This window comes from Staphylococcus ureilyticus (assembly GCF_002902235.1).
GTDB lineage: Bacteria > Bacillota > Bacilli > Staphylococcales > Staphylococcaceae > Staphylococcus > Staphylococcus ureilyticus.
Genome location: NZ_PPRL01000011.1, coordinates 1 through 12952, shown reverse-complemented (window position 1 = coordinate 12952; position 12952 = coordinate 1). Strand labels below are relative to the sequence as shown.

Below are 12952 nucleotides of genomic sequence, written 5' to 3'. Positions count from 1 at the left end.
AGAGGACTGAAACAAAATAATGCCTTTTAAAACTTTATTTAAACGGCCTTTTGGTTGGGTCGTCTTGATATTCATGATCTTATTTTTAGCTGTATTTATTTTCACATTTTTCAATGACAGATTTTACGATACACCAATCGGTCAAATCACAAAAATCGAAAATAAATCCACATCACACATTACGGATGATAATCACAATAAAGATACTAAATATAACCAAACCCTAACACTTAAAATTTTAAACGGGAAGTTCAAGGGGCAAACGACGAAGATACCACACCATTACATAGCATCACAAGCTGATAGTGAAGCATTCTCCAAACACAACAAAGTTTTGTTACACATCGGCAAGCATCTAGGTGATACTTATATCATAGAAAAGAAACGAGATAGCCTCGTCGTTATGATAACTGGAATATTTTTATTAACCGTTTTACTGGTAGGTCGAAAAATCGGTTTACAATCGATACTTTCTTTAGTTTTTAATACTATTGTTGTGCTCTTGGCTATCTACTTACACAGTAAATTCCCGAATTTAAACTTATTTGCACTTATGAGTATCGGTGTCATTTTCAGCACGATATTCACTTTACTCTTAGTTACTGGTTGGCGATGGCGAACGTCAATTACGATAGCAAGCACTTTATTAGGAACTTTTATTTGTGTTGGTGCTACCCAATTAGTTATTGAATTAACAGGCGGTGCTGGCTTAAAGTTTGAAACTATGAGTTTCTTAACTTTGCCTCCTAAGGACGTTTTCCTCGCTTCTGTTATGATTGGCACACTCGGTGCTGTCATGGATGTTGCTATCACAATAGCAAGTGGCATGGCTGAAATATTACGCAGAACGCCTAACATCAACATGACTCGTTGGGCGCTCGCAGGACGTAATATTGGCCAAGATATTATGGGAACAATGACAAATATCTTATTATTTTCATATTTATCTGGTAGTCTTCCAATGTTTCTGATATATCTTAAAAATGCCAATACAGTTACTTATACAATTTCCATGAATTGGTCATTAGAAATTTCCCGGGCAATTACTGGTGGTATTGGCATTGTTTTAACTATTCCAATCACTATTTTATTAATGCAATTATGGTTTAAAATGCGAGGTGCTAATCAGTGAGCGTCATAACAATCTTAGGTTTTATACTTTTCTTATTAATGGCAATCTTTGGAGGAAAAAAAGGAATCATCTCTTATTTAACACTCTTTTTAAATTTTGTCATATTATTAATCACTGTTATTATCATTATGCTCGGTGCGCCTATTTATCTTGTAACACTGATATTCTGTATCGTTATCGCAGCATGTAATTTATTCGTTTTAAATAGTTACAATACAAAAACCAAAGCAGCATTTTGCGCGACGATTATTACTACTTTATGCTTGATAGTCGGCATTTATTTATCAGTATCTATCGGACATTTACAAGGATTTACGACCGAGCAACAAGATGAAACGTATATTTTTTCTATGAATATTGGCATTGATATGGTGAAATTCATGGTGTTCACGGTAGTGCTTGCCGTCATAGCTGCGGTGATTGATTTAGCAATAACAATCAGTTCACCCATGTATGAGCTATACGAAACCAACCCAACTTTATCAAGCAAAGCATTGTTTCAATCTGGTATGCGGGTAGGACGTGAAATTTTAGCTACATCTGCAAACACAATTTATCTAGCCTATTTTGGTGGGCAATTAACGTTATTCTTTTGGTTTTTTAGATTGAACTATTCTTTTGGACATATCATCAATTCTAAAATCTTCGCACAAGAATTTATATCCATTCTTCTAGGTGGTATCGCTGTTGCAATCAGCATCCCTATTACTGCTTGGATAACTGCACTTTTAATTAAATATCAAAAAAAGCGTCATCCAGAACACACACATCAATCGTCACATTAAAAAATGAAAAGGAAGTGGGACATCTTTAAATGCTTCCCACTTCCTTCTTAAATTTGTATAATTATATAATGCATACATAGTAATTTTTATAATTAAAGCTTTTTACCATCCTACAACGGCACAAATTTTTCAGCTTTTATTTGTGAATTTAACTTTCCAAGCGTTTTTTCAACACATTGATATCATTTAAAGTTCTTGCAATTTTTCATTTAATAACCGTATTTTACGTTCTCGTAACTTTGTGTAATATGCGATATCCTCTTCTCTTGTTTGCAGTGGGAATATATAATAAATATCTTGATAAAAATCAATATTAAATTTAGTACGTCTCCCTTCCAATACAATTCTCGAACTACTAGGTTGTGCCAAGGATAATTCATATTTGGGCATCACACTATGGTACACATTGACTATCTTCCCATCTTTGATTAAATCTGAAGTATTGATAAATTTAATCTCTATATGGTTTTCATTCGCTAAACTTCTCGTTAATAATGCTAACATAATGTCACAAAACATAATTGTCATAATCCCTTTGTTTTCAAAAGGAGCTGCCACCTCTAATTTTTCAATGTATACCTTTTCAGTTTCATCAAAATGATCAAATCTAGAACTAAATGTATCGTAAGCTTCATTTTCATATCTAGTAATAACGCTTGTCGCAATATAATCAAATGAAGTACCTTTCAAATAATAGTAACATTCCCCAAAATCTACGAACCTTTGATATGTAAAAGGTTTTATTTCTTCATTAAAATTTTTACACATAATATTAAATGGACTCACATTGTTACGTTTTATAAGCATAAAATAACCTCCTATTACATTGTTTTTCATCATAATAGTTGGCTATCGCAATACTCGCTGACGACACACATAGAAAAACACCCCACATCAAATGTGAAGTGCCAAAGCTCATGTTTATTTTTCAACTTAAGATCAATGATTATTAATCAATAAAATAATTCTACTATTTATGGCATGCTAAACTTTTAAAAATCAAACTTCTACAAAGTATCATCTAAACTCATGACAGCAGACAACATTAAAAAATGACTTTCAACCATAATATCTATTAAGCTCTACGTACAATCTCATATGCGAAGCACTTGCAAAAGCCAATCTTAACGGTTTAAAAATGATTTTTCATAAACCAAACTGCCCATCAAGAAGTTCAAATAAAAATTTTCGGTTCATATTGTCTATTTAATCTAATCATGCTTGAGCAATTCAGTTTAACAGCTTATACATTCAAAATAATCATATCCTTATTTTATATTATTTATATATTTAACATTTAATAACCAACCATAGCAGATTTTTATATTTAAATAAACATAATTGATTCATCTAAATTTAAATAATTATAATATATTTTCTATTCTGCGTTTTAAATCCCCAAATTTAATTATAGTTATCAATTTTTCACTCTTATTTATTTTCCATTTGCAACTCTATTACGCAACCACATTTATCAAGTTTTTCACGTAAAAAAACGTCGCAAAGTCTAACAAACTCTGTTAGCTTTCACGACGCAACTTTTAATTTCAACAACTTTGTTTCATTATGTAGACAGGTTTGTTTTCTAATAACGTTTCCCCTACGATTTCATAATGATTTTGAATATAAAGTTTTCTAGCCAAATGGTTATCTGTATTAACCGCTAAATAAATTTCATTGATCGTCGGATAATACTGCTTGATATATTGAGGCAATGCTTGCATAACCTTTTTACCGTACCCGAATCCTCGATATTGACTATCCACACTAAAAGATCTAAAAAATATTGCATTTGGGTTTGTAGAATAAGGTTTGATCCCTTCACCTTCATGTAACGTAAAAAAGCCAACACATCGGTCTTTGTCATCATACACTAACGTAGGGTGACGTTCTTGATCTCGATTTGCCAAATCAATATTTTCCAAAGGGGTTTTAGTGAATTTACGATCTTCTTCCAACAACGTAAATTTCTCTAAATCAGAAAATAACAATGTATGATACGGTCTTAATTTCACCATTTTAGATACCGCGCTTCTTTAGCATATTCAATCCATGTAAGCACGGCAGGTGCAATGTTTTCTGTTTCATCTTTTTTTATCCACTTTATATCAGTAATTTCTTGTGCTGGTTTTACTGATGACCAATCAATTTCAAAAGATGTTGAAAAACAATTTAATTCCGTCTTTTTATCTTTTTGGGGATAAGCATCTCCTACAACTTTACCCATATATGTAAAGGTTTCTTCCGAAATATCCAACTGTAATTCCTCTTGTAATTCTCTTCGTAAAGCTTGTTTTAGGGATTCTCCTGAATCTATTTTTCCACCTGGAAAATAATATTTATTTCTGTTTCTAGCTTGTACTAATAACAACTTGTCATCTGATTCAACTACTAAGCATACACATTTAATCATAACTAACGTCTCCACTCCCCCTCATGAATAAACATCATAATCAAACTATTTTTGTACTTTCAGCACTTATGTTATCATATTTTCTTCCTTGAAAACATTTGGTATATATCTCTCACCATAGAGTTTAACTTATTTAATGTTATAATAATAAAACGGATTTTATAAAATGGAGGATTTCATTCATGGCTAAAAAAACAAAAATTAACCGCATTTCAAATACAATAAATTTCATAGGTATTGCCGTAGAAGGCTTTAATTGGTATGCATATCAATCAAAAAATAAAAAATTACTATACACGAGCATGGCTATTACAAGTGTGGGTGCAGTCTTAGATTTCTACACTGCCTTAAAATCACCTAAGAAATTTGCTAAAATATTTTCAACATTCACTTTGGCAAGTACGTTGTTCTCAACTGCCAAGCGTATAAAATCATTACGTCAAGAACCATAAATATAAAACGTACATCAATGTGTTATAAAATTTCATAAAAGCAAAACAAACGTCAATTTCTATATAATTAATAGAAATTGACGTTTATGCGTGAGTGTCAAAAATATTTATTTCTTCTACAGCTTTAATGAATATATTTATATGAACTTACTTGAGATGCTGGAATTGTTCTATAAGTGGCGATGCCAGGCGAAGCACTGTAGTTCATTTCAGAAACCGTAATACTACCATTTGAATTTACAGATTCTACAAATGCTACATGTCCATAATATCCAAGGTCACTTTGTAAGATTGACCCTACAGTTGCTCTATGATCTACCGTGTAGCCATCTCCTGGTGCAGCGTTGTCCCAATTATTAGCATTCCACCAATAAGTACTAATCCCTTTACCGATTTGAGCACGTTTATTAAATACATGCCATGTACACTGACCCCAGTCATATAAATTTGAATGATTGAATACCGGCGTTTTATAGCCAGTTGAACCTGTTGAGCCACTAGATGACGATGCAGTACCAGATACTTTTAATTTTTGTCCTGGATAGATATTAAAGTTTTTAAGACCATTCAAACTCATGATTTTTTGATAAGTCGTACCGTATTTAGCTGCAATCGCCGATAATGAATCGCCTGATTTCACTGTGTATGTCGTTGTGCTACCTGATGCAGTTGAACCACTTGTTGACGTAGATGTTGATCCAGATACTTTTAATTTCTGACCTGGATAGATTGTAAAATTCGAGAGTCCATTTAAACTCATAATTTTTTGGTATGTCGTCCCATGTTTTGCAGCAATCGATGACAATGAATCACCTGATTTTACTGTATATGTTGTCGCACTTGAGCTGCTTGTTGAAGTGCTTGAAGTTGTAGTCCCTGACACTTTCAATGTTTGATTTGGAAAAATCACATTCGATGTCAAATTATTCAATGATTTCAATTTTGCTATTGAAATATTATATTTATTCGCTATTGACCAAAGAGAATCGCCACTTTTGACTTTGTATGTTGTAGCTGCATCTGCATTTGCAGAGTTAATAGCTGCAAGCGCACTTGTCCCAATTACAGTTGCTATTATTTTTTTATGCACTTATGTTAACCTCCCAAATATAAATCCGATACTTTTCGTTTCCATCACGCTTACTATTATACAATTTAATTTAACACTTTTGTATATAATTTATATGACATTATTATTACAAAGTAAACCTTTTGTTATTTCTAATGAAACATGGCTTTGAAAACTGTATATTTCAGTCAAATGTTTTTATATCTATATCTTTAATATTAAAATAACGATGTAAAAAGTATTTATAATTTTCAGATGTTATATTTTTCTTTTCCTTTTGACCATGATGTGTAATTGTTATATGATCATTCGACATTGTCACCCTACCATATGGCATTGCTTTACTAATTAACAGTTTCTGTACAAAAATAGATGATTCATTATTTTGATTAAACGCTATACCTGGTTCAAAATCTGCCAGTTCTCTAGGTTCATCTTTAAATTGATATTGCGTCTGCCATTTATAATCAACTTTCTTCTTCATTTCAAATGTATGATCGCTTACTTTACTTACCTTAAACTCACCGTTCACATCATAAACAGATTGTTCATCATGTGCAATAGGTATGGCTGCTTTAGGTATATCCGCGTAACCGACATCAACTAAATATTTTTTCTGATTCAATATAACGATTAATGCCATATGTGAACCTTCCATGGCCCAACCTGAACCATTATAAATTGTCGCAGAAACCATATAAACGTTATAGCCTTTACTTGTTAAATATTCACAAAACAATCTGTTTTGTTCATAACAATAGCCACCTCTATGTTGGTTCACAATTTTATCTATCATTGATGCATTATCTAAAGCAATAGGTTGTCCATTCTGCACATTAATATTTTCAAATGGCACATTCAATACATATCTTTCAATATAATAGTTCAATGTTTCTAAGTGATTGCCATAATCTGTATGTGTGTCTATCTCTAAATAATTTTCTAATACGTTAAAATTAGTCATACAACTCCTCCATTTCTTAATAGCTTAAAAATAAGCTCGATACTCACGATGCATGAATTCAATTAGAAGTAACAAGCAAACCAGGAATTTTAACTACATCAAAAAGCATCTTCAACTTAAACTCGATCAACCCCACTCATTCACTCGAAACAACAAAAATATAGTTATTCTAAGTTATGTATAATTTTCTTCAATATATTCTATTATTTTATATGATAAGGGGTAATAATGATTATAGACAATCTTTTGATATTGACATCAATTAAATAAATAGATATTGTGTATGTCTATACATTTGTATAGCTAATATAATAATTTTTACACATTTTGGCACCTCACGGTTTAGTGATATGTATGAACGTTTAAGCGTCACACTGCTTGGTGTTTATTATTAATTTTCAGACTATTCTTAATATATTATGTTTTTTATTTTGGAGGGGATTATTTGAGCAAGGAACAATCGCAAAATCAACAACCAAACGATTTACGAATTCGCAGCAAAGTGATTAGTGAAGGTGTAAGTCGCACACCAAATCGATCTTATCTACGTGCACTTGGTTTTGAAGATGAAGATTTTGAAAAGCCTATGATAGGTGTTGCTAGTACATGGAGTGAAGTCACACCATGTAATATGCACATCGACGGTCTCGCTCGTGCAACTAAACGCGGTATAAGCGAATCCGGAGGTTCACCATTGATTTTTAATACGATAACAGTTTCAGATGGTATCTCCATGGGCACAGATGGTATGCGTTTCTCATTGCCAAGTCGTGAAATCATCGCTGATTCAATTGAGTCTGTAGTCAATGCAGAAAATTTAGATGGCGTAGTAGCAATCGGTGGCTGTGATAAAAACATGCCAGGATGTATGATTGGTATCGCTCGTCTTAATTTACCCGCTGTCTTTGTATATGGCGGTACTATATTACCCGAGAAATTAGATGGTAAAGATTTAGATGCCGTATCTGCTTTTGAAGGTGTGGGACAATACAATAATGGAGAAATCGACAAGGCGGCATTACATAAAGTAGAGTGCGCTGCTTGTCCTGGTGCTGGTGCTTGTGGCGGGATGTTTACTGCGAATACAATGTCCTCTGCCATTGAAGCTATGGGAATGAGCTTACCTGGAAGTGCGTCTCACCCAGCTGTATCAACTAATAAATCTAAAGATAGTCGTGCAGCAGGCAAAGCTGTTTATCATTTATTGGAACAAGGTATATATCCTAAAGATATCATGACCAAAGAAGCATTTGAAAATGCAATTACTGTTGTCATGGCATTAGGCGGATCTACAAATGCGATTTTACATTTACTAGCTATTGCACATACAATTGATGTAGATTTGACACTTGATGATTTTGAAAAAATACGTAAACGCGTACCGCATATTGCTGATTTAAGACCTAGCGGCAAATACGTCATGGCACATCTTGATGAAGTCGGTGGCGTGCCAGGTGTAATGAAATTATTACATGAAAAAGGGTTAATTCATGGAGATTGTTTAACAGTTACTGGGAAAACCGTTGCTGAAAACTTAGCTCAACAACCTAGCCTTTCTGACGATAAAGCCATCATTAATTTTGATCAGCCTAAACATCCTACGGGTCCACTTGTTATTTTAAAAGGTAATCTAGCACCTGAGGGCGCAGTAGCCAAAATTTCAGGTTTAAGTGTGACTTATATCAAAGGACCTGCTAAGGTTTTTGATTCAGAACCTGCAGCAACAAAAGCCATACTCAATGACGATATACAACCTGGAGATGTTGTGGTGATTCGCTATGCTGGACCAAAAGGGGCGCCTGGTATGCCAGAAATGCTATCAGCTTCTTCTATTTTAGTAGGAAAAGGATTAGGTGAATCTGTAGCATTGCTAACAGATGGACGTTTTTCAGGCGGTTCACATGGTCTAGTAGTTGGTCACGCTGCTCCAGAATCCCAAGCAGGGGGCCCAATGGCATTACTTCAAGAAGACGACATCATTACCATTGACGCTAAAAATTTAGAAATTAGTTTTGATATTTCTGATGAAGAGCTAGAACGTCGCCGCAATGCATGGCAAGCACCACCACTAAAAGAAACGCGTGGTACATTAGCAAAATATGCCAAACTCGTATCATCTGCTTCAAAAGGTGCAATTACTGACTAATGCATCACATTTGTTTAATTTGTTTAATACCATTCTATAATTAATGTTAAAAGTATAATTTGAACTTTTAATTAAAAACCAATGTACATCAAAAAGCACTGACCCCAAATAATGGGAATAAAATAAAAACACTTTCGTTGAATTCATTAAAAATGAATCCTACGGATGTGTTTTTTTCTATGAAAAGAGTGTCGTATTCATTAGAAACAAAGCATAAAACTATTGAAATGAAAAAAGCTGGTTATACTATTAAAAAAATTATGGAAGCATTAAATATTAGAAACAGAACACAAGTGAAAACATGGTGGAGATGGTATCGAAATGGGGAAACTTACAGATTTAGCACATGAATTCGGCATGTCAAAATTCCAATTTATACGATATTTTAAAGAGCAAACTGGGATAACACCTTACCAATTTTTATTAAACAGCAAAATTGAAGAAGCAAAAAATATCATAGAAATAGATAAAGATATACATTTAGCAGTTAGTGAATTAGGATTTTCTGATTTAACACATTTAAATAGACAATTCAAAAAAATATACGGTATCACTGCAAACAATTATGCTCAGTCTTTTTAAACTTTATTACATATAGTTAATTTCACAAAATTTGATAATAGTATGATGTTAAGACATCAATGTTTTTGATTTACGAATTGACATTTACTTTGTTTCTATGGAAATTTTATATTTTAAAAATTGTTGTTTTTTGAAAATAAGCTTCTATTAAGAAGAAATGATAATGAAATCATCTTTCATACACTTTTGAATGCTTTATTGTTATATTTTTTTATTAAATTCCATTTTGGAATAATTTATTACTATTTAGGGAATTTCAAACAAAATTTAGCACAAGTCTTTTATAGTGAAGTTAACAAATAAAAGTGAGGTGAAGGACATGGACTTTATCATTGATATCATCAAAAAAATCGTTGGTTTATTCACAGGTAAATAATTTCTAACCTCTATAAAGAGACTGGTACGGTATGTATCAGTCTTTTTTTTGATACATACTATAACCAATAGTTGCACTGAAACCATTCACTGATGTTGTTCTTTTTTATATTTCTCTCATCCTTCTTTAACGTCTTGTTTCACTTCCTTTACCCGTTCAATAAGCTTATTCACCTATCATACTTCATTATTATACAAAAATTGTATTCAAGAAAATATAACTCAAATCATAGTACGCTTAATAAAAAATAAACGAGGATAAAATCAAAACCATAAATTTTGATTATTTATCCTCGCTCAATTTTCATATCAAATCGCCTTAAACCATTCTCTTTATATAATAATATTTAATTTCCTTCATTAAATTTATCAATTTCTACTTTCTTACGAAAATAAAGTTTTCAATATATTAAATAATGAACCTACTAAATCAAAAAAGTCTCCACTCATTATTTACCCTCACCTTCAGAAAATATATTTGCATCGCTTGATCTATGCTTCAGCGTTTTCAGTTTTTACTAAGTCTGAGGCAATGCCTTCATAAAATTGTCTTAATTCTGCTTGTGAACGCTTTGTATCATTACTATCTTGTCCGACAAAGTCCGCATGATCCCAATCATGCATAATTGGTGTCACTTGCCAAACACCTTTTTGAACCTGGTTCGATGCTTCTATATGTGCTTGATTAAATGGATGTAATGCTGAAATTGTTGAAACCAGACCATCATTGACACGCCATTCTTTTTCAGGTGCTTTTCCAATCACATTACCTGTTAATCCCATAGGTAAATACATGTTAATATCTGATTTTTGTTTACCAAATAATCCATCTCTTGTAGATTCTCCAGTATATGTCTTATAAACGATGTTCGGATTTAGTGATGTTTTTTTATTTAATTCAGTCGCTCCTGCTCTGGTTAAATCATAAAAGCCATTATCGTTTGTCGTCCATAATTTACTATCTTTCAATCGTTTAACATATTGATTATATGTCTCATCATCTTTTTGTTTTAAGCCCCATTGCTCAAGACCAAAGCTAACTTTAGAATTTTTATTACCTTTTAGTTTCGCGTAATCAAACGCAACTTGTCTGATGAGCGTTTCATTACCTAATTGATCAGCTGCGTGTGTACCATTATGGGGTGTTGCTAAGGTAGTAATTGAACTAATCATGTTATCGTTATTACCTTGAAATACTGGTGCTATATCGCCACCATGTTGTTTTTGATATTCTATTTCTTCTGGATTACCATTACGTAAATATTCTTCTAGTTGCCTAATCGTTTGTCCACCCATGCTATGACCAACTAAATGAACTTTTTGACCTGGTTGCCAGTCTTTATATACACCTTCATATGTCTTGCCATAACGTTCGTGACCATATTTTTCAGCATGTGCAGCCCCATAATCTACTGTACCGCCTTTAATGTAATAGTATAATTCAACTGCTCTGTCATGGTTACTACTTAACGCACCAATACTTGCTTCATATGCATTGTAACCCTTTTGTTCTAAGTCTTGTTGAATATTTAATTTGTCGCCTCCCCAATAATGAGGTAAAACAGAGGGTTTAATATCGTCTGTAAAACCATTAAAACCGTGTACTAATATAATGGGATCTTGGTTTTTATATTGGCCTTGTTTCGCTTTTTTTGTTGGTTGTTCTTGCGTTTTTTCAGCGTTCTGTTGATTCACTTGATTATTTGTTGTAGCAACCGCATTTTTCTTAAGTAAAGCTAAATTTTTATCTGGATCGTTTTTCTGTTGATTGCTTTGTCTATCTTCGTTAGCTAAATTGTCATTTTTTAATTGTCCAAATTTAATATCATTTTGAGATTCTGATTGGGATGCATTTTCATTTACTTTCATCTCTTTTACTTTATCTTGTTCATTGTAGTTTGGGTCTACTTCTTCTGTTGCCTCTGCTTTGGCTTTATCTTGCTTGTTGTAGTCCGGATCCACTTCTTCTGTTGCCTCTGCTTTGGCTTTATCTTGCTTGTTGTAGTCCGGATCTACTTCTTCTGTTGCCTCTGTTTTAGTTTTATCTTGTTTATTGTAGTCTGGATCTACTTCTTTTGTTGTCTCTGTTTTAGTTTTATCTTGCTTGTTGTAGTCTGGACCTACTTCTTCTGTTGCCTCTGCTTTGGCTTTATCTTGCTTGTTGTAGTCCAGGTCTACTTCTTCTGTTGCCTCTGTTTTAGTTTTATCTTGTTTATTATAGTCTGGATCTACTTCTTTTGTTGTCTCTGTTTTAGTTTTATCTTGTTTATTATAGTCTGGATCTACTTCTTTTGTTGTCTCTGTTTTGACTTTATCTTGTTTGTTGTAGTCTGGGTCTACTTCTTCTGTTGTCTCTACTTTGGCTTTATCTTGTTTGTTGTAGTCTGGGTCTACTTCTTCTGTTGTCTCTACTTTGGCTTTATCTTGTTTGTTGTAGTCTGGATCTACTTCTTCTGTTGTGTTATTTTTATTATTTTCTAAGTCTACCTTTTCATTATTTACGTTTTCTGCATCAGTTGTTAATTTATCATTATGTAAGCTTTGATTTTCTGAAGTTTGTTTATCATGCTCTAAATTATTATTCTTATTAACCGGTACACTACTTTCCCCAGTAGTGTTATCACTATTTGTTTCCCCAATATGTTCCCCAATGTCCTGATAGCTCATTTCGCTTGCTTGTTTTTCTGTTTCAGCAGCTTGCGCACTGTCTACGCCCATAAAGAGTAAAGATCCAATTAATATAGATGATGCGCCAAAAGTGAATTTACGAATACTATATTTGTTTTTTTCTGTTCCATACTAGACACCTCTTGGTTAATAGAATTTAATAAATAACAAACTTCCTTTTGCTAAATGAATAGATTTAAAATAATACGCGGTACTAATTCGAAAATTTTACCAATAATCTCTTTCATAAATTACTCCTTTCAGAAAACGTTTTCAAATAATAGTAAAAATTAAATTATCTATTTAAAACAATTAATGCAATACAACAAATTTTTTAAATAAATAATTTAATTTGACCTTACTAAAC

The 12952-nt window shown here is 32.6% G+C and carries 11 protein-coding genes and 1 pseudogene; 6 read left to right on the top strand and 6 right to left on the bottom strand.

Translation table 11 applies throughout. The annotated features are described in order from the left end of the window. Positions 1-19 precede the first annotated feature (19 nt). Positions 20-1132, top strand: a complete 1113-nt coding sequence (locus CD150_RS01285; RefSeq protein WP_103161262.1) for a YibE/F family protein — start codon at positions 20-22, stop codon at positions 1130-1132. Continuing rightward, entirely contained in the window at positions 1129-1917 is a 789-nt protein-coding gene (locus tag CD150_RS01280) for a YibE/F family protein (RefSeq protein WP_046206996.1), read from the top strand. Before CD150_RS01285 ends, CD150_RS01280 begins: the two co-directional genes overlap by 4 nt. Positions 1918-2103: 186 nt before the next feature. Here CD150_RS01280 and CD150_RS01275 read toward each other — a convergent pair whose 3' ends face one another. The 3 genes from CD150_RS01275 to CD150_RS01265 all read right to left on the bottom strand — a co-directional run bounded on the left by CD150_RS01275 (position 2104) and on the right by CD150_RS01265 (position 4330). Further along, the gene (locus CD150_RS01275; RefSeq protein WP_073344976.1) at positions 2104-2724 is read right to left on the bottom strand and encodes a hypothetical protein; all 621 of its coding nucleotides are present in this window, start codon (positions 2722-2724) and stop codon (positions 2104-2106) included. A 740-nt stretch (positions 2725-3464) separates the two neighbouring features. Continuing rightward, the gene (locus CD150_RS01270; protein WP_103161261.1) at positions 3465-3935 is read right to left on the bottom strand and encodes a GNAT family N-acetyltransferase; all 471 of its coding nucleotides are present in this window, start codon (positions 3933-3935) and stop codon (positions 3465-3467) included. Next, positions 3929-4330 (bottom strand): NUDIX hydrolase, encoded by a 402-nt coding sequence (locus CD150_RS01265; RefSeq protein ID WP_073344981.1) that lies wholly within the window; start codon positions 4328-4330, stop codon positions 3929-3931. Before CD150_RS01265 ends, CD150_RS01270 begins: the two co-directional genes overlap by 7 nt. 182 nt (positions 4331-4512) lie before the next feature. On the opposite strand from CD150_RS01265, the gene CD150_RS01260 reads away from it, so the two are divergent. Further along, a complete protein-coding gene (locus CD150_RS01260; RefSeq protein WP_019467864.1) occupies positions 4513-4782 on the top strand; it encodes a hypothetical protein in 270 nt (89 codons plus the stop codon). Between the two features lie 124 nt (positions 4783-4906). On the opposite strand, the gene CD150_RS01255 is transcribed toward CD150_RS01260, so the two are convergent. Both CD150_RS01255 and CD150_RS01250 read right to left on the bottom strand, forming a co-directional pair. Further along, positions 4907-5872: a LysM peptidoglycan-binding domain-containing protein gene (locus tag CD150_RS01255; protein ID WP_073344986.1), complete on the bottom strand. Its 966-nt coding sequence runs from the start codon at positions 5870-5872 to the stop codon at positions 4907-4909. A gap of 163 nt (positions 5873-6035) precedes the next feature. Next, positions 6036-6815: an arylamine N-acetyltransferase family protein gene (locus CD150_RS01250; protein ID WP_073344991.1), complete on the bottom strand. Its 780-nt coding sequence runs from the start codon at positions 6813-6815 to the stop codon at positions 6036-6038. A gap of 445 nt (positions 6816-7260) precedes the next feature. Between CD150_RS01250 and ilvD the strand changes: the two genes are divergently transcribed. The 3 genes and pseudogenes from ilvD (at position 7261) to CD150_RS01235 (ending at position 9543) form a co-directional block, all read left to right on the top strand. Beyond that, positions 7261-8961 carry a dihydroxy-acid dehydratase gene (ilvD, locus tag CD150_RS01245; protein WP_103161260.1) on the top strand — a complete coding sequence of 567 codons (1701 nt, stop codon included), beginning with the start codon at positions 7261-7263 and terminating at the stop codon, positions 8959-8961. 179 nt (positions 8962-9140) lie between these two features. Then, positions 9141-9305 (top strand): annotated as a pseudogene (locus CD150_RS01240) (helix-turn-helix domain-containing protein); the annotation flags it as partial. Beyond that, on the top strand, positions 9283-9543 hold the full coding sequence (locus CD150_RS01235; RefSeq protein ID WP_064209960.1) for a helix-turn-helix domain-containing protein: 261 nt from the start codon (positions 9283-9285) through the stop codon (positions 9541-9543). The pseudogene CD150_RS01240 and the gene CD150_RS01235, both read left to right, overlap by 23 nt. An 867-nt stretch (positions 9544-10410) precedes the next feature. Here the strand turns inward: CD150_RS01235 and lip are convergent. Continuing rightward, positions 10411-12690, bottom strand: coding sequence for a YSIRK-targeted triacylglycerol lipase (gene lip, locus CD150_RS01230; RefSeq protein WP_103161259.1), 2280 nt, complete (start codon positions 12688-12690; stop codon positions 10411-10413). Between the last annotated feature and the right edge of the window lie 262 nt (positions 12691-12952).

What these genes read in the sequence shown, in the direction of transcription:
- CD150_RS01250 (WP_073344991.1), bottom strand. Translation starts at nt 6,815, where the DNA reads ATGACTAATTTTAACGTATTAGAAAATTATTTAGAGATAGACACACAT.
- CD150_RS01270 (WP_103161261.1), bottom strand. Translation starts at nt 3,935, where the DNA reads ATGGTGAAATTAAGACCGTATCATACATTGTTATTTTCTGATTTAGAG.
- CD150_RS01275 (WP_073344976.1), bottom strand. Translation starts at nt 2,724, where the DNA reads ATGCTTATAAAACGTAACAATGTGAGTCCATTTAATATTATGTGTAAA.
- CD150_RS01260 (WP_019467864.1), top strand. Translation starts at nt 4,513, where the DNA reads ATGGCTAAAAAAACAAAAATTAACCGCATTTCAAATACAATAAATTTC.
- CD150_RS01285 (WP_103161262.1), top strand. Translation starts at nt 20, where the DNA reads ATGCCTTTTAAAACTTTATTTAAACGGCCTTTTGGTTGGGTCGTCTTG.
- CD150_RS01235 (WP_064209960.1), top strand. Translation starts at nt 9,283, where the DNA reads ATGGGGAAACTTACAGATTTAGCACATGAATTCGGCATGTCAAAATTC.
- CD150_RS01265 (WP_073344981.1), bottom strand. Translation starts at nt 4,330, where the DNA reads ATGATTAAATGTGTATGCTTAGTAGTTGAATCAGATGACAAGTTGTTA.